This is a genomic window from Acinetobacter sichuanensis (assembly GCF_003024515.2).
GTDB lineage: Bacteria > Pseudomonadota > Gammaproteobacteria > Pseudomonadales > Moraxellaceae > Acinetobacter > Acinetobacter sichuanensis.
On record NZ_PYIX02000007.1, the window covers coordinates 43,233 to 64,643 of the forward strand.

14 protein-coding genes and 1 pseudogene are annotated in these 21,411 nt (G+C 36.3%); 9 read left to right on the plus strand and 6 right to left on the minus strand.

Features of this window, described 5'->3' with window-relative positions; genetic code table 11:
• Positions 1–2: 2 nt before the first annotated feature.
• On the minus strand, positions 3–206 hold the full coding sequence (locus tag C9E89_RS06585) for an amino acid transport protein (RefSeq protein ID WP_107007462.1): 204 nt from the start codon (positions 204–206) through the stop codon (positions 3–5).
• A gap of 155 nt (positions 207–361) precedes the next feature.
• On the opposite strand from C9E89_RS06585, the gene def reads away from it, so the two are divergent.
• From def to C9E89_RS06605, 4 genes and pseudogenes are all read left to right on the plus strand, one after another.
• The gene (gene def / locus C9E89_RS06590) at positions 362–841 is read left to right on the plus strand and encodes a peptide deformylase (RefSeq protein ID WP_107007463.1); all 480 of its coding nucleotides are present in this window, start codon (positions 362–364) and stop codon (positions 839–841) included.
• A gap of 100 nt (positions 842–941) precedes the next feature.
• Complete coding sequence (locus tag C9E89_RS06595) at positions 942–1,235, plus strand: cold-shock protein (RefSeq protein ID WP_107007464.1); 294 nt, start codon at positions 942–944, stop codon at positions 1,233–1,235.
• A gap of 95 nt (positions 1,236–1,330) precedes the next feature.
• Positions 1,331–1,435, plus strand: a pseudogene (locus tag C9E89_RS06600) (DUF559 domain-containing protein); the annotation flags it as partial.
• Positions 1,436–1,506: 71 nt separating this feature from the next.
• Positions 1,507–5,289, plus strand: a complete 3,783-nt coding sequence (locus C9E89_RS06605) for a hypothetical protein (protein ID WP_107007465.1) — start codon at positions 1,507–1,509, stop codon at positions 5,287–5,289.
• Between the two features lie 73 nt (positions 5,290–5,362).
• On the opposite strand, the gene metH is transcribed toward C9E89_RS06605, so the two are convergent.
• The gene (gene metH / locus C9E89_RS06610; RefSeq protein ID WP_107007466.1) at positions 5,363–9,049 is read right to left on the minus strand and encodes a methionine synthase; all 3,687 of its coding nucleotides are present in this window, start codon (positions 9,047–9,049) and stop codon (positions 5,363–5,365) included.
• Positions 9,050–9,506: 457 nt separating this feature from the next.
• On the opposite strand from metH, the gene C9E89_RS06615 reads away from it, so the two are divergent.
• Positions 9,507–11,129, plus strand: coding sequence for an inorganic phosphate transporter (locus C9E89_RS06615; RefSeq protein WP_107007467.1), 1,623 nt, complete (start codon positions 9,507–9,509; stop codon positions 11,127–11,129).
• A gap of 64 nt (positions 11,130–11,193) precedes the next feature.
• On the opposite strand, the gene C9E89_RS06620 is transcribed toward C9E89_RS06615, so the two are convergent.
• Positions 11,194–12,744 (minus strand): hypothetical protein, encoded by a 1,551-nt coding sequence (locus C9E89_RS06620; RefSeq protein WP_107007468.1) that lies wholly within the window; start codon positions 12,742–12,744, stop codon positions 11,194–11,196.
• A 229-nt stretch (positions 12,745–12,973) separates the two neighbouring features.
• Here C9E89_RS06620 and C9E89_RS06625 point away from each other — a divergent pair, with 229 nt between their 5' ends.
• Positions 12,974–14,224: a hypothetical protein gene (locus tag C9E89_RS06625; RefSeq protein ID WP_107007469.1), complete on the plus strand. Its 1,251-nt coding sequence runs from the start codon at positions 12,974–12,976 to the stop codon at positions 14,222–14,224.
• A 104-nt stretch (positions 14,225–14,328) separates the two neighbouring features.
• Entirely contained in the window at positions 14,329–15,225 is an 897-nt protein-coding gene (locus tag C9E89_RS06630) for a hypothetical protein (protein WP_107007470.1), read from the plus strand.
• A gap of 80 nt (positions 15,226–15,305) precedes the next feature.
• Here C9E89_RS06630 and C9E89_RS06635 read toward each other — a convergent pair whose 3' ends face one another.
• On the minus strand, positions 15,306–15,926 hold the full coding sequence (locus C9E89_RS06635) for a rhomboid family intramembrane serine protease (protein WP_107007471.1): 621 nt from the start codon (positions 15,924–15,926) through the stop codon (positions 15,306–15,308).
• A 161-nt stretch (positions 15,927–16,087) separates the two neighbouring features.
• Between C9E89_RS06635 and nfuA the strand changes: the two genes are divergently transcribed.
• Both nfuA and C9E89_RS06645 read left to right on the plus strand, forming a co-directional pair.
• Positions 16,088–16,726 (plus strand): Fe-S biogenesis protein NfuA, encoded by a 639-nt coding sequence (gene nfuA / locus C9E89_RS06640; RefSeq protein WP_107007472.1) that lies wholly within the window; start codon positions 16,088–16,090, stop codon positions 16,724–16,726.
• Positions 16,727–17,005: 279 nt separating this feature from the next.
• Complete coding sequence (locus C9E89_RS06645; protein WP_107007473.1) at positions 17,006–19,078, plus strand: TonB-dependent receptor domain-containing protein; 2,073 nt, start codon at positions 17,006–17,008, stop codon at positions 19,076–19,078.
• Positions 19,079–19,103: 25 nt separating this feature from the next.
• On the opposite strand, the gene C9E89_RS06650 is transcribed toward C9E89_RS06645, so the two are convergent.
• Together C9E89_RS06650 and C9E89_RS06655 are read right to left on the minus strand one after the other, a co-directional pair.
• The gene (locus C9E89_RS06650) at positions 19,104–20,114 is read right to left on the minus strand and encodes a hypothetical protein (RefSeq protein ID WP_107007474.1); all 1,011 of its coding nucleotides are present in this window, start codon (positions 20,112–20,114) and stop codon (positions 19,104–19,106) included.
• A 16-nt stretch (positions 20,115–20,130) separates the two neighbouring features.
• Positions 20,131–21,159 carry an alpha/beta fold hydrolase gene (locus tag C9E89_RS06655; protein WP_107007475.1) on the minus strand — a complete coding sequence of 343 codons (1,029 nt, stop codon included), beginning with the start codon at positions 21,157–21,159 and terminating at the stop codon, positions 20,131–20,133.
• Positions 21,160–21,411: the final 252 nt, after the last annotated feature.

A 21,411-nucleotide genomic window follows, 5' to 3' on the forward strand; every position in this document is an offset into this window, starting at 1 on the left:
ACTTAAATTTTAATAAATTTGGGTAAAAATATAAGTGCAACACCAATAATAAGCATGAAGAATATATTTTCAATAAAATAAGGGTAAAGCATTAAAATAATGCCAGAGACCAAGACCACCATATTTTTTTGTTTTTTACCAAAAATAAAATAGCCTAAGCCTATTGAGCTAAAAACTACACCTAAAAGTAAAACTGTAGTATTCATTTTTTATCATATTGATTGCTTAAAAAATCAGTATGACAAATTGAACTGAAGATATACTTAAAATATAGATATATTTAAATTTGATAATTTTTTTAATGAGTTTAAATAAGTCAAAAATAAACTATCAAAATCAATATGATGAAAAGGAGAAAGCAATGTCCGTGATTTTACCTGTTGCTCAACGTGGTGAACCGATTCTAAGCCTGATTGCAGCGTCTGTTGCTGAGCATGAGTTTGGCAGTGAATGGTTGACTCAGTTGGCTTCGGCTTTATATGAAACCATGATGGCACGTCAGGGCGTGGGGATTGCTGCACCGCAGGTGTATATTTCCAAGCGCATCATTATCGTGGCGTCACGAGCAAATCCACGTTATCCCTATGCACCAACAATGGAAGCTGTGGTGATGGTAAACCCTGAGATATTTGAATTTTCATCTGAAACAGTGGCGGGTGAAGAGGGCTGTTTAAGTGTTCCTGATGAGCGAGGACAGGTGACTCGTGCGGAACAGATTTCAGTGTGTTATTACACGCTGAATGGCGAAAAAGTTGAAACCACATTTTCAGGTTTTCCTGCTCGAATTGTGCAGCATGAGGTCGATCATTTGAATGGTGTATTATTTGTTGATCGGTTATAAGAGATTTATTGCGGTCATGCCTTGGTAAAATTTATTTTTTATGTTTCCATTTTGAAGATGGGTATAATAGCTCAATTGTGTAAAATTTTGGGAAATGTATATGGCATCTGAATTCCAGCAAGGGAAAATTAAGCAGTATCACGCAGATCGTGGTTTTGGTTTTATCGGTGGAGCAGAGGAAGACATTTTCTTTCATATCTCTGATTTTCCGCTTGAAGATGGTGAGCCTAAGCGCAATGAACGTGTTAAGTTTTTAATTGCCGATAACAATGGAAAACCACGTGCAATTAAGATTGAACGTGTTGCAGATAATTCAGCCAAAGCAAAAAAGACGAAAGTGGTGAAGCATAATAATGCGATTACCAATACTTTGTTGTCGAATTTTAGAAAATGATCAGTCCGATAAAGTGACTAAATTCCTCCCTTTGAAGCTGAAAGGATTTTTTAGCGTAAGGGAGGATAAGTTTTTTAATTAAAGTAATAATAACAATGAAACCTTATAATAAAAATTTAAAACAGGCATCTCGTGACCTAAGAAATAATATGACCGACGCTGAAAAGTTGTTGTGGTCGAGAATTCGTTGCAAGCAGGTTTAGTAATTCAAATTTGATAAATTATTTTAAAAAGATATAATTTTTTCAATAAAATTATTTGGATAGACTAAATGATTCAACCGAATTGGGAAATATTTTCAGCAAAATTTTCTAATAACCAACAAGTGACATTTGAATGGTTTGCTTATCTATTATTTTGCCGAGAATTTGACTTACCCAAAGGTTGGTTTGGATTTAAAAATCAGTCAGGAATTGAGAAAAATCCAATTGAAAAAGATGGTGAGGTAATTGGATTTCAAGCTAAATTTTATTCAACAACTCTTTCTGCACATAAAGATGACTTTTTGGAAATGCTTGAAAAAGCCAAAAGAGATCATGCAAATCTCACCAAAATTTTAGTTTATACCAATCAGTTTTGGGGGCAAGCATACAGTCGATCTGACAAAAAAATGACTTCACCGCAAGCCTTGATTGATATTGAAAGTAAAGCTAAAGAATTCAATATAGAACTTGTATGGAGAGAGGCTTCATTTTTTGAATCTGAATTTGTTGGTCTAGAACATAGTGATTTAGCCAAGTACTTTTTTACAGAAACCAATTTAGAAGGTTGGCAACGCTATGATGATTGGTCGAATACAAAAGCAGAACTAGAATCAGAATATTTAGTCGATGATGATATTAAAGTCATCATTCCAAAAGATACAAGTAATACTGAACACAATGTTGTTGATGGTATAAATGCTATTCGTGAAAAACTATCTAATAGTGGGAATTCTGTCAGATTAGTAGGTTTGTCAGGAGTAGGAAAAACTCGCCTTGCTCAAGCCTTGTTTGATGAGCGAATTGGAACAAATAGCTTAGATGTCAGATCGGCTTGGTACTGTGATATTGGTGATTCACCTAATCCCTTGCCTGAGCATTTCGTAGAAGAACTGGTTCAAAATAAACGACATGATATTTTGATCGTTGATAATTGTGGACAAAATACACATGATAAATTGACTAGGAAAATAAAAGACACGGAGATATCACTTTTAACCATCGAATATGATGTGAAAGATGATTTACCTGAAAGAACCAATGTATATAAACTTCAGCCGAATAGTACGGATATTATTAAAAAAGTTATTGAAAGACACTTTTCTAATATCAATGATTTAAATGCTAGAAAAATTGCAGAATTTTCGGGTGGAAATTATCGTTTAGCTTTAGCAATAGCATCTAATATTGAGCGAACGGATAATCTTGCCTTACTTACAAGCTCAGAATTATTTGAGCGTTTGTTTTGGCAACGAGGGCAACGTAATGATGATTTATATCGAGTGGCTCAAAATTTTGCTTTAGTTTATTCATTTAATATAGAAGATAGTGGTGAAGAAAACTCTGAACTTGATTACATATCAAATTTTGCAAGAATTGATAATTATGATGCAATTGAACGAATTGAGGAGCTTAAAAACAAAGATATTGTTCAACAACGTGGTAAATGGCGTGCAATTTTACCTCATGTATTAGCGAATCATTTAGCTAAAGAATGTATTTCCAAAAGATTAGTAAATCATTTAGATAATTTTATTAGAAATATGCCAAGTCGTTTACAGACTTCTTGTATTAAACGATTGAGCTATTTGCACGATATTCCTAAAGTTCAAGAGTTGGTCAGATTATGGTTTTCACCAAATGGATGGCTAGGAGAAAAGCTTTTAAATGATGAGTACGATGCTCAAGATCTTGTTAAATTTAGATTACTTGCTCATATTGCAGAAGAGCAACTCTTACAATTAATGGAACAAAAGAATAATGCTAATCCAAACTTTTTAACTAGGGATAATTTGCATTTTGTCGAACTGTCTAGATTGATTCAATCTTTAGCATATGAACCACAAAATTTTAGAAAGGCATTTGAACTACTCATTTATTTTGCCAAAGATGAAAAAGAAGGTGAAAGGAATAGTTCTATTCGTGATTTAGTCACGTCTTTATTCCGCTTATATACATCGGAAACTTTAGCCAATTTAGAGTTAAAAAAAGAAATACTAACGGAATTAAAAGAATATGAAGAATATCAGTCCATTTTATTAGCATGTATTTCTAAAGCTCTGAATTTTCATGAGTATGGTTATATCTTACGTGACTTTGATGCAAGTGGTCGATCTTCTGATTATGGTTACCAACCTAAAACATATGGTGAAATTTGGGAATGGATAGAGTTTTTACTCGGTTTATTAAGTGAATTAGATTTTTATCAAACTGAGCAAGTAAGAGAGATTCTGACAAACCATTTAAAAGAAATTATTTGGACGTGCGGGGATTTTGAAATAGTTAGAAAATATTTGTTGGAATTTAATAGCAGACAGTATTTTCCAGAAATTCATCGGCAAATATTAAATATTATAAAATTTCATAATGATGAATTAAAAGTAAATGCACCTCAATTATTACAAGAATTAGAAAGTTTAGAACAGGAACTAAGACCAAAGAAAGACAACATTCGAGAGTTAATCCAAGTATATATTTTAGCTCCAGACCATGATCTCTATAGGTTAAGTAAAGGTGAAAACGATGAGCATGCAATTAAAATCCCTGAATTTAATTGTTATGAGGAGTTAATTGAATATTTAGTTGAAAACTTTAAAAATGTTGATATTTTAACAGAAAATTTAGATTTATTAATTAAGGCAAGTAGTGGTTGGTTAGCACATCCATATTTGATACGCTTAGGTGAGAATGCCGCCTCTGTTTTTGAAAGTGTGGATAGTTGTATTGCTGCTATTCAATGCACTCAAATTAATGCAAACATAAAAAATTCGGAATTCTTATTAGGATTATTAAAAGCTTTTAATCAGAGTTCACGAAATGATTATCAAAAATTAATAAATTTTTTATTAAGTCATACAGTTTTGAGGAATATAATACCTCATATGATTTTTGGCAGTTGTCAAAGTGATGAAGATTTTCAATATTATTACCAACTTTTTAATCAAAATAGAATTGACAGCACTCAACTGCTGAGACTAGCGGGTTGCAAATATCATAATAGGATTGATAATGAAATTTTTGAGTTATTTCTAGATACATTAATTGAAAAGAAGCATTGGCAGAGTGTTTATTATGAATTGTTGGAAGAGTGTTTCTTTCAAAAGAAATTGGCTAAAAAGTATCAACCTATTTTATTAAACCACATACCTGAACTTGTTAGTAATGAAAATAATTTTGACCATTTTGAAGATGGTTTGAATGTTTTACTGGGTTGTGGAAATAATTTCCAAGATAAGATATTTAATGATGTAAAAGAATTTTTTAGCACTCAGTCATATCTTTCTCTTTATAGAGAAGATAAAAAATTTAAAATTTTGAAATTGTTAATAGAGAATAATACTACTAAATTTATAATTCATTTTATTGAAGATAAAGACTTTTTAAGAAAATTTTGGAAAGGAGATCTAGACAAAGTTCTTATTTATGCTAATCCAAATGAGGTTCTTGCTTGGACTAAGCAAGACCAAGAAAAAATTAAGTTTTGGATTGAGAATGCACGATTATTTTCTATTGAATCTCTTCAGGATAAGTGCAATGAAGAATCAAAAATAAAAGTAGTATGGTGTGATTTGATACTTGATTTATTTAAGAGATCAACTGAAAAAGAAGCTTTGTTAGAGGGCTTATTTGAAAATTCAATATTTGACGTTCGACAAGCAAGTGGTAGTTGGTCAGAAGAAATGAGCAGAAGATTACCTTCGATAAAGGCGTTGAAAGAAAAATTTGAATCTGTATTTCCTGAATTATTATCTATAATAAATGATAAAGAGCAGAAATGGTTAATTGCGATTGATAAACAGGCTCAACAAGATACTGAGAGAGAAAAACAAAGAAGTGAGAGATTTGAATGGTAATTTATTAGATTACTTTTAAAAATAAAAGCCCCTTTAATTTAATTGAAGGAGCTTTTTTATTTAATTGATTAAATCAAGAAACCGAATCATCCAAATTCGGCGCTAACCAACGCTTCGCTTCATCCAAAGTCCAATTCTTACGCTTCGCATAATCCTCAAGTTGATCCTGAGCAATTTTACCCACGTTAAAATATTCAGATTGTGGGTTGGCATAATAGAAACCGCTGACAGAAGAAGGTGGCCACATCGCAAAACTTGAAGTCAGTTGCGTACCAATCTTATCGGTAGAACCCAACCAGTCAAACAAAGACGCTTTTTCAGAATGCTCAGGACAAGCAGGGTAACCCGGTGCAGGACGAATACCGACATACTTCTCTTTAATCAACTCTTCATTTGAAAGTTGCTCATTTGCCTGATTGCCCCAGAACTCTTTACGGATGCGTTCATGTAAATGCTCAGCAAATGCTTCAGCAAAACGGTCACCCAAAGATTGCGCAAGAATTGCAGAGTAGTCATCGCCCTTGGCTTTATACTCATGTGCCATTTCTTCCGCACCGAAGATTGAAACCGTAAAGCCACCTAACCAATCTTCAGCCTGATCTTTCGTCGCCACAAAATCAGCCAAAGACAAGTTTGGTTTACCCGTCACTTTGTCAGACTGCTGACGAATATGATGGAAAGTATGCGTCGTTGCACCTGATTCATCATACACTTCAACCGAGTCTGCTGCAGAACGGTTGGCAGGGTAGATACTGAACACGGCACGGGCATCAAAGCGTTTATTTTCAATAATGTCTTTGAGCATGTCCTGCGCCTGATTATACAAATCAGTTGCTGCTTCACCGACCACTTCATCAGTCAGAATTGCAGGGAACTTACCTGCCAGACTCCATGAAATAAAGAACGGTGTCCAGTCAAAGTATTCCACCAAAGTTTCAAGTGGATAATTGGTCAAAGTTTGCGTACCAATAAAGTTTGGCTTCACAGGTGCATTCGCTGCAAAGTCAATTTTCAGACCATTTTCAATTGATTCAGCATAAGACAGTTTGGCTGCTTTCGGTTGTTTATTGGCAATACGCACACGGACTTTTTCATATTCCGCACGGGTTTCCTCAACAAACTTCGGCTTCATTTCCTTAGAAAGTAAAGTCGTTGCCACACCCACCGCACGAGAAGCATCGGCTACATAAATGACCGCATCATTGGAATATTGCGGGTCAATTTTCACTGCCGTATGCGCTTTAGAAGTCGTTGCACCACCAATCAATAATGGAACATGGAAATCTTTACGTTGCATTTCTTTTGCAACAAAAACCATTTCATCCAAAGACGGCGTGATCAGACCTGACAAACCAATAATATCGACTTTTTCATCAATCGCAGTCTGTAAGATTTTTTCCGCAGGGACCATCACACCAAGGTCAATAATGTCATAACCGTTACAGCCTAAAACCACGCCGACAATATTTTTACCAATATCGTGTACGTCGCCTTTCACGGTTGCCATCAACACTTTACCTTTAGACTGACCACCTGATTTTTCCGCTTCAATAAACGGGTTCAACCAAGCGACGGCTTGCTTCATCACACGTGCTGACTTCACCACTTGTGGCAAGAACATTTTACCTGAACCAAACAAGTCACCAACCACGTTCATGCCGTCCATGAGTGGACCTTCGATGACATCCAAAGGACGCTTGGATTTTAAACGTGCTTCTTCAGTATCTTCATCAATAAAGGTAGTGATGCCTTTAACCAAAGCGTGTTCAAGACGTTTTTCAACAGGTTGATTACGCCATTCGAGGTCTTCCACCTGTTTTTGTGCAGCACCTTGACCACGGTATTTTTCAGCCACTTCAAGCAGTTTTTCAGTTGCTTCTTGATGACTTTCACCTTGGTTTTGGTTCAGGATGACATCTTCAACCGCAGCTTTCAGTTCAGCATCAATGTCATCGTAAATTGCCATTTGACCTGCATTTACAATACCCATGGTCATACCTTGTTTAATGGCATGGTAAAGGAACACCGAGTGAATCGCTTCACGGACAGGCTCATTGCCACGGAAAGAGAACGATACGTTGGATACACCGCCTGAAATCATGGCATGTGGCAGATTTTGTTTAATCCAGCCTGTTGCTTCAATGAAATCAACCGCATAGTTATTGTGTTCTTCAATACCTGTTGCAACCGCAAACACGTTCGGGTCAAAAATAATGTCTTCCGCAGGGAAGCCCACATCATTGACCAAGACATCATAAGAACGCTTACAGATTTCACGCTTACGTGCCGCTGTATCTGCCTGACCTGTTTCATCAAATGCCATGACAATGATCGCAGCACCGTACTGACGGCATAAACGTGCTTTTTCGACAAACTCGTCATAGCCTTCTTTTAGCGAGATCGAGTTCACCACTGGTTTACCCTGAACGCATTTCAAACCTGCTTCAATGATTTCCCATTTGGATGAGTCAATCATGATCGGCACTTTGGAAATTTCAGGTTCAGAGGCAACTAAGTTGAGGAAATGCACCATCGCGCCTTGCGAGTCGAGCATCCCTTCATCCATGTTAATGTCGATGACCTGAGCACCCGCAACCACTTGTTGCAAAGCCACATCTAAAGCTTCGGCAAAGTTTTCTTCACGGATTAAACGCAGGAATTTTTTAGAACCTGTGACGTTGGTACGTTCACCGACATTCACAAACAGCGAATCAGCCGTGATGTTGAACGGCTCTAAACCACTTAAACGGCAAGCAGGTTTAGTTTCAGGCACTTGGCGTGGCTTGATGTCTTTTACCGCATTGTAAATGGCACGGATATGATCAGGCGTGGTACCACAGCAACCGCCTGTGATATTGATCAGACCACTTTCTGCAAATTCTTTCAGGAATGCTGCTGTTTCTTCAGGGGTTTCATCATAACCACCGAAGGCATTTGGCAAGCCTGCGTTTGGATGCGCTGAAACAAAAGTATCGGCTACATCGGCAATGGTTTTGACGTGTGGACGCATGGCATCTGCACCAAGGGCACAGTTAAAACCAATCGACAATAAGTCGCCATGACGCACAGAGTTCCAGAAGGCTTCGGCGGTTTGACCTGTCAGTGTACGACCTGAAGCATCGGTAATCGTCCCTGAAATCATTAAGGGTAATTCACGACCAATCTGACGGAACACTTCTTTTACTGCAAAAATCGCAGCTTTACAGTTTAAAGTATCAAATACAGTTTCAATGAGCAGAATATCCGCACCGCCTTCAATCAGGGCATGAGCAGCTTCTATATAGTTTTCTTTTAGTTCATCAAAAGTAATGTTACGAAATGCAGGGTCATTTACATTCGGTGAAATCGAACAGGTACGTGATGTTGGACCTAATACACCTGCCACAAAACGTGGTTTGTCAGGTGTTGAGTATTTTAAACAGGCTTCTTTCGCCAAACGTGCCGCTTCACGGTTGATCTCAGGAACCAAGTCTTCCATGTGATAATCCGACATGGAAACACGTGTGCCATTGAATGAGTTGGTTTCAATGATGTCCGCACCAGCATCTAAGTAGGCTTCATGAATGCCTTGGATAATCTGTGGCTGAGTCAGCACCAAAAGGTCATTGTTGCCTTTTAAGTCAGATGCCCAATCCGCAAATCGCTCACCACGATAGTCGGCTTCTTCGAGTTTATGGCGTTGAATCATGGTTCCCATTGCACCATCAATAATGAGGATGCGTTGGGCGAGAAGCGCTTTTAAAGTGGCAAGTGTGGACATAAATAACCCAATCCGATGGAATATAAAATCTGCATATATGTTAGCAGAATTCAAATCAATTTTACTGTTATTCATGTGGTGAAGCGAAGGAAAAGCATTTTTGTTGTTATTTTGATCAATTGGCGCAGGGCATTAGAAAATAATTGTCTGAATTTTCATCGGAATGTCATCTCTTGAGCGTATTTTATTTGCCCCCAAAAAACAATATGAAATTTTTTATTGCAAATATTACAATTATTTTAATTGTTGGAAAATGACATTTTGGCGTAAATTGCCAATTATATTTTATTTAATATGTTGATTTATTAATGTTTAATTTATTTTTAGTGATCTTTGTTTGTGTTTTGGCCAATCCAAATAAGCAAAAATGTTGCTTTATATGACAGCTATTTGTCATATAATTGTCACAATTTAATTGAACAATAAGCGCATTCTATCATCCGCTTAAAACGTCTGCATGAATTCTAATCTACCTCCCGTTTCAGATTCATCACAGTCGTCGACTCAAAGTAAATCGACGAATGTTCATGTTCCGACACCTAAATTTTTTATGCCGGTGTTTTTAACGCTTATTATTTCAACACTTATTTATATCGGTGTTCAGCTTTCTGCTGATTTAGCTCATGTACCACCTTTGAGCTTATATTCTGTTGTATTACTTGCGACAGCTTTATTTATTGCTTTGGGTTTTGAGTTTGTAAATGGTTTCCATGATACAGCCAATGCTGTAGCAACAGTTATTTATACCAATGCTTTGCCTGCACCCGTTGCAGTGATGTGGGCAGGTTTTTGTAACTTTCTTGGGGTAATGGTTGCAAGTGGTGCTGTGGCTTACGGGATCATTGCTTTATTGCCTGTTGAATTGATCATGAATGTCGGATCAGGCGCTGGTTTTGCCATGGTTTTTGCCATGCTCATTGCTGCGATCATGTGGAACTTAGGTACTTGGTTCTTAGGGATTCCTGCATCTAGCTCACATACACTCATCGGTTCGATTCTTGGTGTAGGGATCATGAACTACATCTTGCATTCGGCAAGTGGTGCAAGTGGTGTAGACATGGATCAAGTGATCAAAGTCGGCAAAGCACTTTTATTCTCACCATTGATTGGTTTTGCCTTTGCAGCTGTTGTTTTCTTGCTTGTGAAAAAGATCTTCAAGAAACAACTGGAGTTGTTCCAACCACCTGAAGGCAATAAGCCACCACCGCCATTGATTCGTGCTATTTTGATTTTCACTTGTACAGGTGTAAGTTTTGCGCATGGTTCAAACGATGGGCAAAAAGGTATGGGCTTGATCATGTTGATTTTGATCGGTTTAGTGCCATTGGCTTATTCTCTCAACAAAAACTTAGATCAACAACATTTACAGTCTTTCTCTCAATTGTCTGCACAAACAGCAACAGCAGTGTATGCACAGCATGCAGATATTCCTGATGAGCAAGCACGTTCAACAATTACCAAATATATTCAAACCAAAGAAATGACACCCGAAGTTGTACCTGCGTTAGCAAGTTTGACAGATCACTTAGGTGACCGTGTGGCTAAGTTTGGTGATTTAAAAGATATTCCTGAAGCAGAAGTATCATCTTTACGTAATGATATGTACTTAAGTACAACTGCATTTAAACGTTTAGACAAAGCTGAACAATTGCCAAAAATGGACGAAGCTCAAGCGAAAACTGTAAAAGAATATCGTAAAAGTTTAGATTCATTCCTGCAATATATTCCAACTTGGGTCAAAGTTGCTGTAGCACTTGCTCTAGGTCTTGGAACAATGGTGGGTTGGAAACGTATTGTTGTGACTGTGGGTGAGCGTATTGGTAAACATCATATGACTTATGGTCAAGGGATGTCTGCTGAGTTGGTTGCAATGACAACAATCGCTGCGGCAGATGGTTTTGGTATGCCTGTATCAACAACACACGTATTAAATTCGGCAGTTGCTGGAACCATGGTGGCAAATAAATCAGGTTTAAACTTTAATACTGTTAAAACGATTCTTTCAGCATGGATTTTTACATTACCTGCGACCATTTGTTTATCGGGTGGATTGTATTGGTTATTGCTTAAAGTGTTTTAATTCTTAGATGCTCATATGATTTGATCTGAAAAAACGCTGCTTAAGCAGCGTTTTTTTATGAGTGTTATTTTTTCAACTTACTCAGTACTTGCTTAAGAGGAAGTTTCTCTGCGGCAAAACCATAGATTGCAGCAAAAGGTAATGCTGTACGAGCTAAGTAAGCTACACGCCATAAGCCTCCATGATTTGCACCTTCCATCATCAGTTCTAAAGGATGTTCCATCGCAGTTTCTGGATTGGAAACGGACTGAGGGTTTTTTAAATCATGAATCCAGAGCGCAGCCATAATGGCATTGGTGGTTTCTGGGTCAAATGCTTCGACATCGAATAAACTGGCACCGTTAAATGCAGCTTTGAGTAGTGGATTTTTTGTCACTGAATGCGTTGTCGTTGAAGGCGCAATATTGATACTGACTTTTTGCCCTTGATGTCGTGCTAAAGTTGCACGCCATTGTTGAATACGTTTTGCCAAAGCATAGTTAGGACCCTGTTCAACCACGAGACAGTCTGCAACTCCATAGGACTGACCATTATCAGACGCGATGAGTTGAGATTGATTGTCTTTAAAAAACTGCTTCATGGACAAGGTGGAAACACCTTTACTCAGAATAATTTCCAGTTTAGAGCGTTGTTGATTTTTTGCTATAGAGCCTTCGATTACTTCTTTGGGCACAGCATAAACATCGGTTGGAGTACACATATACATCAACGATGAATCTGCTTTTTGCTCACTGACAGTGCTCATGATGCTATCCATCGCCATAGAGACACGAACATGTTTTTCACCATCTAAATAAGCAATAGAGGCTAAATCAAGGCGCTGAGGGTTATCGCATAACCATTGCGTGATTTCTGGGATTTGAGTAAGTAAGTTTGCACCAAGTTTATTTTTGAGCGTATCGATGTCTTGAGTATCTGTCATCTTGTCAAAACAAGGTGCATACAGCGTAGCATTACCATTTTTGATGGTATTGAGGATTTTTGCCCAGACGCGTTCATTAGGCAAATCCACTGCAACGATATTGGCTTTCCAACGCGCAAGCCATGTCAGTGGTCCTGCCTCAGAACCTGCACCAAATAAAACCAATGTACGGTCTGACAAGTCAAACCATTCAGGATGAGCATGGGCTTCTCGGAGTGCATTGGCATGGCTCGCTTCGATGATGCCTTTATCTTCCCAAACTTGGATTTGTTCAAGTAAAGCAGCACCTTGCAATTTTTTGCCACGATATGGCACATACCATTCAGGTTGAATATCGGATTGACCTTGAAAATGAACAGTATAAATTTTTTCCGTCAAAGGAATGGACATGACATCTTTTAATGCATAGCGCTGCCCATTTCTGAAAAAATCAAAACTATGCCGAGCTTTATGTAAACCTTGTTTTGCAATTGTGATTGGATTATTGACAGATTGAATGCCATTTTCTACCAAAGCTTTGAAATAAACTGGATAGTTTTTACGCCAATTTTTTTCTTGTAGTGCCTGCTTTGAACGTTGAGGGTCAACCAAAGATAAAGCTTCAGCAATGATATTTTTACCTGTTTGAGAGGAGCTGCTTTTTTTAGAGTGCGGATCTAGAGGAAATTGTAAACCATCAATTGAATTGGACATGCAAAATATCTCGTTTATTTCAGTATTAATATACAGATGTATACATTATCCACGCCAAGTTTAAATGTTCGGTGGCATTTCATACCAAAATGACATACAGAAATAAAAAATCGAACACTATAGCGAAGACATCATTTTAAAAATACTCCTCATTTGGGGAATAGAATTTATTCAATAAAACAATACATTAGGCTTGGGGAAAGTAGAAGTTAAGATCAGTGAGATTGTTATGAATATTCAAGTTGGCGCGTATATTTTAGGTGCTTTGTTATTCGTTGGGGCGACACCTGCATTTGCAAAAGATGTCTTTAATGCTCAAATTCAAGTTGGAAATAATACGTATCAGAGCAAAGGCTATAGTAATTTAAATGATGCGATTGACCAGTATGATTTTGTAAATATGAAGCAAATATTTCCAAATTATACAGAAACATCTTTTGCGCATTCAGCATTAAATTTAAGAGGGGTAAATACTCAACTTGAATTTGCACAAGACTCATCACAGTTAAAATTTAGTATTCCATCATTAGGAATTACCAGAATTTATGGGGAAATTGGAGGAACGAGGGAGCAGGCTAAAGACGCTTTTTTAAATGCTATAAAAGGCGAAGATGAATATATTTTAAAAGCTCTAACGAAGGAATGGGTAAAAAATACGCCTATAGACCCTGTTGCAGGTAACCCAAATAGTTTAATGAGCACGATGGCTGTTAGCAGTACAGACACGATGTCTGACATGACTTCAAACCAAGCTTTTGGCAATAAAACCACAGGTTCACGTTCTAGTTTTGGAATTACACCACGTTTTGGGCGTTATACCCAAGGTGAATATGGCGTAGATGTTTATAACCTACCCATCAGTTATAGCCACTGGTTTGAAAATGAAAAAGTAGGCATATCTTTTGATGTACCTATTACGCTTGTTGATACTGAGGGAGCTTATTCGGGTAGTCTAAACTTTGGTTTGGGTGTAAATTTTAAAGCTTATGAAAACAAAGATTTAACTTGGTTTGTTATGCCACAAGTACGAGTGGGAGCAACAGGTTCAGAAGACTTAGGTTCAGCAGCTTTAATCTATGGTGGTGGTTTGGTGAGTAATCTACAATTTCCATTAAGCTGGGATGCTTCAATCAATATTATTAATATGGCAACAGTCTATAAAACAGACTCTATTCAAATCGGGGACTATGAAACTCATTATGATTTAAAAAATACAATTTTGCGCAATGGTGTCGAATATAGCCAAGTCTTGAAACGTAGTATTAATAATAGTCCTCTGATTGCAAAAGTGTCTTTGGCACGTACAGATTATCATGGAGATGAATTATATACCGAAGTTTCACATGATTTATCAGCATCAATCGGATTTAAAAACTTAAAGCCAAACGCTTGGATTAGTGATTATCGAATTGGAGCAACATACACTTATACAGATAATGACTTAAAAGGATTCATGCTCAATATGGGTTATACTTTCTAAGGAATAGAACAATGAAATATATTTTACCTAGTATTGCATTGTTGATGACAACAAGCGTCTAAGCTGAATTAATTATTCACCAAGCGCCATTTATAAAAGGTGTGGTGGCTGAACCTGTTGCAATACCAAATGAAAACATCACTGAAACTACACAGCCTCAATCTCAAGTAGCGCTAACCCAGCCACCTGTAATAGAACCAGTGAATACTGCACAGTCACCAACCAATCCTGTATTGCTTAGCGAAGCTCAGCCTGTACAAGCTGTAGCACCTCAAATTGCTAAACCGACTATAGTATCTAGTGTTGTTACAGATGAAACGGAAACTCGTATTTTAGGTTTAAAATATGCAGAAGGTGCTAAACCATTTGTTGTGTTTGCAGAAGCAGGAATTCTTGGTTTAGGTTTTGGTGCAGGTTTTTCAATTAATTCATATCTTGATCTGGTCGCAGGATATAATGGCGGAAAATACAAAGCTGATGCGCTAGATTTTGAATTAATGAGTGGAATGAAAGTCGATAAAGTGGATTTTGACAGTAAAGTTCAATATGTTGCTGCTAATATTCGACCATTCGCTGGTTCATTTCATTTAACATTAGGTTTATTTAATCAAGATATTAAATTTAAAGGACAATATTCTCCAAGTGACTTTTATCTTGATGAAGGAGAGCTTCCTGAATATACCTTTAACCATGCAACTTTTGATGCAAATCAAGTTGGAAATGTACACCTAGATGTTGATTTTAATCAGAAAGTATTGCCGTATGTGGGCATTGGTTGGAGTCCGAAAATTAGTCAACGTTGGGGTTTAGCAACACAGTTTGGCGCAATGTATGCAGGTAAACCTCAAGTCAGTTATTATCCTGAAAATGGAAATTTAACCATCCAAGATCAAGATAAAACCACAACATTGGGTGAAGCTTTAAAAGTAGAGGAAGATAATTTTAGCACATGGCTAAAATGGATCCCTGTTGCCAAAATTGGTCTTTGGGTACGTTTTTAATCTTTCAAATTTTGCTTGATTTCAGATATTCGCTACAATTTTTGTAGCGAATATCATCTGATTAAAATTTAAAAATAAAACTAAAAAGGAAGTTGCATTAACTGATTAAAAAAATGCGGAACAACACGTGGCTCAATAATAATTGTCATAATCACACCGTATGCTGCTCCCCATAGATGTGCACTGTGATTAATGTTTGAATTACCTTTTTTACCTGACCAAATACTGTAAGCGACATATAACACCGCAAAAATAATTGCAGGAACGGGAATAAAGAAAACAAAAATCAATTTCCATGGTTGAAATAAGATATATGCAAATAACACCGCAGAAACAGCACCAGATGCACCTAAACTTGCCCAACGTGTGTCATTTTTATGTTTTAGATAACTCGGTAAAATTGCAAAAATTAAACCACCCAAATAAAATAAGACAAAGCCTAAGTCATATAGATATTGACGATAAAAACTTTCGATAATGCTACCAAAGAAAAATAAGGTAAACATATTAAATAACAGATGCATACCATCAGCATGAATAAAACCATGAGTAATAAAACGGTCATATTGCGATTTTTGCTGAATTGCAGGTGGCCAAAAAATAAAACGATCAAGGACTTGCCGATTTGAAAAGGCGATAAGGGAGATAATCACCGTAATAAGGATGATCGTAATCGTATGATTAAAAGGTAAATGCAGCATAAGCGTTCACAAAAAAAGAAGAAGATCAATTTAACAGCAATCATGCCATTAAATTGTATGAAATCATGTTGTTTTTCATCAAATCCGACAATTTTAGTTGATTTTTATTCATTCAGCCTCATCTTCAGTTAAAATAACAACTTCAGCTTGAGGATAGAGTTATGTCGACTGAGAACACCAATACTGCAGTTGCAGAAGAAATTCCAAATTTATTGATTACTCCAAATGCGCAAGAGTATTTAAAGGATCTGTTGGATAAGCAAAATACTCCAGGAATTGGCGTTCGTGTGTTTGTAGAAAATGCAGGTACTCCACGTGCAGAATGCTGTATGGCATATAGCGCGCCTGAAGAGGTTGTACCAACAGATTACAAACAAGATTATGCAGATTTTCCTGCATTTATTGATGCATCATCCATTCCATATTTGAAAGATGCTGTGATTGACTACAATAAAGATCGTTTTGGTGGTCAACTCACTTTCCGTGCTCCAAACTCTAAAGTGCCACGTGTTGGACCAGATGCTTCTATTGAAGAGCGCATTACTTATGTACTTCAAGCAGAAATCAACCCAGGTCTTTCAGGTCATGGTGGTAACTGTGCTTTGGTTGAAGTTGTTGAAGATGCAGAGCATGGCTTAACGGCTGTATTGAAGTTTGGTGGTGGTTGCCAAGGTTGTTCAGCGATTGATGTGACTTTAAAACAAGGCGTTGAAACAACACTGAAAGAGCATGTGCCTGAGTTAGCACGTGTTGTTGACCAAACAGATCATAGCCAATCAGAAGGTGCATATTTCAAATAATTTTTGAAATTTTGTGCAAAAAAACCTCCATTTTTTTGGAGGTTTTTTTATGGGTCATTACTTCTATGTTTAAAATAAAAACAATATAAAACTTAAATTAAGCTTAATTTATTGAAATTATCGTGTGATAAATAATCAAAAAAGTGTAAATTCTTTAATTACTAATGATAATAGTTATCAATATCTATTGTAATTAGATTATCTTTTGTTACACTACGCAACGAAAACTGCATCTTTTATTCTTTTTCTATCATTTTTAGCCGCTCTGGAATACTTTTTATGCCAAACCGTATTATCCAATCTGTATTATCTCTTTCGGTATTATCATTGATGATGGGAAGTGCATACGCAAAAGATTCACAAGAAAATTCCCGTGAAGTTCAGGCTAAAAATTCAGAACCTGTACAATTAGAAACGGTGGTTTTAACAGCGTCTGGCTATAAACAAGATAAAACAAAAGCACCAGCCTCTATGACGGTGATTACACGTCAAGAATTAGAAAATCGACAATATAGTGATATTACAGATGTACTTAGAAATACCCCGGGTGTTGTAATTTCAGGTGCAGGTTCAGCGCAAACGGTCAGTATTCGTGGTATGGGCTCAAGTTATACATTATTTTTAGTCAACGGAAAGCGCCAATTTTCTAAAGATGTGAACCCAAATGGCGATGATAATGGTTTTGAAAAAAACATCTTACCGCCAGTTGCTGAAATTGAACGTATTGAAGTCATACGTGGTCCTGCATCTACTTTATATGGTACAGATGCCATGGGTGGTGTGGTAAATATCATTACCAAAAAGGTCAGTACAGATTGGTCAGGAACAGCAGAATTAGGTGCTGTGCTACAAGATCATCACCAATCTGGAGACATTAAAAACGGTTCTGCATATTTATCAGGTCCGCTTATTGCCAATAAATTAGGCATGCAATTGGGTGTAAGTAAGTCTAAACGTGATGAAGATCGTTATGTGGGTGGCTTTAGAAGTACTGATGTTGAAAGCTTAAATTCAAGATTTACATATTTACTCAATGATAATCATGATCTTGAATTTGAAGCAAATTTCATGAAACAAGAATCTGAGTCAACTGCGGGTAAGACCATTGTAAGTACAGGTGCAGATTCTTATGGACGTAATTATCGTCAAGTCTATGGCTTAACCCATAATGGTCATTATGGCGATAATTTAAGTAGTAATTCTTATATTCAATATGAAAATTCAAAAAATCCAGATCGTAGTAACAGTTCAACAGGTTTAAGTGGGATTGAACTGGAAACTTGGTTGGCAAATAGTCAGTGGCATTGGAAATTAAGTGATCATAACTTAATTGGTGGGCTATATTTTAAAAATGAATCTTTAGTCGATAAAGCAACCAATCAAAATGCCGACATGCCTGTAACAGAGTTAGAGCGTTGGGCATTTGCTGTATTTGCTGAAGATACCTGGGCGATTACTGACACATTTAATTTGACGACTGGATTACGTTATGATCATGATGAAAATTATGATGGTAATTTTTCGCCACGTTTATATGGTGTCTACACCCCTACAGATGCTTGGACATTTAAAGGTGGGGTATCAACAGGTTATAAACAACCTGATTTAAAACAGTCTTCAAGTGATGTGCATTCTGTTACAGGTAAAGGCAGTGCCTTTATTATGGGGAATGATAATTTAAAACCAGAAAAATCTGTCAGTTATGAGTTTGGTACAGCATGGCAAGGTGATCAATCTAAAGCCTCTGTGACCGCATTTTATACTGAATTTAAAGATAAAATTACTGAAATTCGTGAATGTTCTTCGCCAAATGGCAGCAATACAAATGCTGCGACTTGGGCATGTAAAGACCCATTTGGTCGTTTAGATGCTGTAACGGGTGATGTTCGTTTATGGAACTTCATTAGTTCACGTATCAATGTTGATGAAGCAACTATGCAAGGTGTAGAAGCAACTTTTGATACTGAACTTGCTGATGGTGTTAATTTAAGTACAAACTATACTTATACTGAAACAGAGCAAAAGTCTGGCGATTTAAAAGGGCAGCCTTTAAATCAAGTGCCTAAACATATGTTTAATGCGACAGTTGATTATACTATTAATGATGCTTTAGACATTTGGACACGTTTACATCATCGTAGTGAAACTTCATCATATTTAGGTCGAGCTTCTATGTCAGCACCGACACCAGCATATCAGTTTTTAGATGTTGGTTTTAACTATCAATTTACAGCAAACTTAAAAGGTAAATTTGGTGTTTATAATATTTTAGATGAAAAAGCTGAAGATGCTGATGGTGATCAAGTTCTTGATGGTCGTCGTTATGGGATTAGCTTTTTAGCAAAATTCTAATAATATGATGAAAAGAAAAAGGCGCTTAAGCGCCTTTTTCGATATTTAAAATCGCTAAAGTTTCATCAGCATAATAAAACTTTTCTAAATGAATACGCGCACGAGCTTTTAAATGCTCAGAAGAAATCATTTTTTGAATGATAGGTTCAAGTAATGCTTGTAGTTCATTTTGAATCAATGCTTCATCAATATTTAAATCACGCAGCAATAAATCAAAAGGGCGCTCTTCATTACGGACATACCAAGCAAAAACACCATCATGAACTTGTTGTTGTAAATATTCAGTTTGGCGAATATATTCCCAAATTTCGTGCCCTAAACCAACCGTTTGTGGTAAGTCCTCAATTTCAATATAGTTGCGTAAAGTGTTTAGAGGCACTTTTTTAATCTTATGCCAAAGATTTGCTTGGAAATGATAAAGCTTATGATCATCAAACTGTTGATTTAAAACTTGTTCGCTTAACTGACTAATCTTAATAATATTTTTTTGTAAATAATGCTTTACGGTATCATCCAAATTGGTATCAGTCACAGATTCCAAAACAGATTTTCCCATTTTCATAAAACGACCAACACCAGGCACTTTTTTATTCATGACTGAGTTATCAATGTAGTCTTGAATAGAATGATGAATGAGTTGAGTGAGCATCTGAGAAAATGAAGCATTATTGACAATACGTTTGATCAAAGCTTGGCGATGACTAGATTTACTTGCAACATATTGAGCTGCTTTATCAATCGTCGTAACAGGAATAATATCCTCAATTAAGGTTTGATCATTACTTGGATGAATGAGTGCAATACGAATATGTTCAGCAATTTGTTCAATTAAGAAGGAACTTGCTGGCGTTGCTAGAATTTGCTTTTGTAGCAAATCATTGATTTGTTGAAAAGTCCAAATATCTTTGAGATTTTGCTTTCTAAACCACTGATAAAATTCGGTAAATTCTATTTTAATGGTTTCAGATTGAGCAAACTCTTGATCTAAAAATGCCAATTGAGCATCAATCAATTGTTCAATCATGGGATGAGTCATGATAAATAAGCCTTAATTATAAAATTTTCTGTTCAAGTAACGGATTCTTTTGTGATTGAATCTTAGTGAGAAAAGAAAGATAAGCATCTACCACTTTATCAGGTGCTTCTAACAGCGGCATATGACCGATATGATCTAATATAATCGGTTTTTCACTGCGTTTGATCATTGATTTCAACTCTTGCGCAACTTCAACATTGACAATCTGATCTTGTTTACCCCATAAAATTAGCGTAGGTGCTTCAATATTTCTAACCATGGTGGCAAATGAAGTTGTGGTATATAACTTATTTAATGCATCAATTTGATCAATGACCTTTTTAGTATCTTGTGCTTTAAGAATTAATAATTTTTCACGTTCAGCATTGATAATGGCAGGTGTAAAAGGTGGATTATACATGACTTTTTTCAGTACAAAGTTCAGATCACCCGCTTGAGCAACAAGTAATTGTTTGAGATATACAGGATTTTTTAAATAATTGGTATTGTTACTTTTAAATACACCGCCTGAGCTGAGTAAAAATAAACTTTTTGTATCAAATGGATATTGCGAAGCATAAAACATCGCAATTGAACCACCTAAAGAATGTCCAACGACATTTAAGTTATTTTGAATATGTGCAGCCTCAATGAAGCGTCGCAATTGTTCAGTGACATTTGGAACAGAAATATCAAAATTTGTTGGAACCTGCGTTGTGCCTGCAAAAGGTAAATCAGGAATAATCACATGATAATGTTGTGTTAATTGATGAGCTACATCATTCCATGTATCGCGGCTACCACCTAAACCATGAATCAATAAAAGTGTAGGTTTACTGCGATCACCACCTTCACTATATGACCAAACAACATCACCTACACGTAAGGTTTTACTCGATAAACCTGCCCAAGCTCTTTCTTCTTGTAATACTTTTTGATAGTCAACAAATTCAGTTGTGGCATATGCATTTGTCAAACTTAGACCAGAAACTCCTATTGCCATACTACTAAAGATGAGCGCTGCTCTACAAAATTGGAGAAAAGTTTTTGAGGGCATTTGAGGCATTTAACGGGTTCCTTCTTAACAATCCACTATTATATAAAGCAAATGCAATTTATTGATGACCTAATTTCAGCAATCAATTGGCATCTTTTGCATAAAGTGTTATTTTTTATAAAGTACTGTCTGTTTAATAAGCGATTCTATAATCTAAAGTGTTAAATCATTCAAATTATGTGCTTATTATGTAGATTTGTTAAACAATTACCTTGTATTTGAATGAAAAAATAGCATTTAACTTAATTTGTAACAGAGTTT

Excerpts from the sequence above, each read along its gene's own strand:
- C9E89_RS06585 (WP_107007462.1), bottom strand. The coding sequence starts at position 206 with ATGAATACTACAGTTTTACTTTTAGGTGTAGTTTTTAGCTCAATAGGC.
- def (WP_107007463.1), top strand. The coding sequence starts at position 362 with ATGTCCGTGATTTTACCTGTTGCTCAACGTGGTGAACCGATTCTAAGC.
- C9E89_RS06595 (WP_107007464.1), top strand. The coding sequence starts at position 942 with ATGGCATCTGAATTCCAGCAAGGGAAAATTAAGCAGTATCACGCAGAT.
- C9E89_RS06605 (WP_107007465.1), top strand. The coding sequence starts at position 1,507 with ATGATTCAACCGAATTGGGAAATATTTTCAGCAAAATTTTCTAATAAC.
- metH (WP_107007466.1), bottom strand. The coding sequence starts at position 9,049 with ATGTCCACACTTGCCACTTTAAAAGCGCTTCTCGCCCAACGCATCCTC.
- C9E89_RS06615 (WP_107007467.1), top strand. The coding sequence starts at position 9,507 with ATGAATTCTAATCTACCTCCCGTTTCAGATTCATCACAGTCGTCGACT.
- C9E89_RS06620 (WP_107007468.1), bottom strand. The coding sequence starts at position 12,744 with ATGTCCAATTCAATTGATGGTTTACAATTTCCTCTAGATCCGCACTCT.
- C9E89_RS06625 (WP_107007469.1), top strand. The coding sequence starts at position 12,974 with ATGAATATTCAAGTTGGCGCGTATATTTTAGGTGCTTTGTTATTCGTT.
- C9E89_RS06635 (WP_107007471.1), bottom strand. The coding sequence starts at position 15,926 with ATGCTGCATTTACCTTTTAATCATACGATTACGATCATCCTTATTACG.
- nfuA (WP_107007472.1), top strand. The coding sequence starts at position 16,088 with ATGTCGACTGAGAACACCAATACTGCAGTTGCAGAAGAAATTCCAAAT.
- C9E89_RS06645 (WP_107007473.1), top strand. The coding sequence starts at position 17,006 with ATGCCAAACCGTATTATCCAATCTGTATTATCTCTTTCGGTATTATCA.
- C9E89_RS06650 (WP_107007474.1), bottom strand. The coding sequence starts at position 20,114 with ATGACTCATCCCATGATTGAACAATTGATTGATGCTCAATTGGCATTT.
- C9E89_RS06655 (WP_107007475.1), bottom strand. The coding sequence starts at position 21,159 with ATGCCTCAAATGCCCTCAAAAACTTTTCTCCAATTTTGTAGAGCAGCG.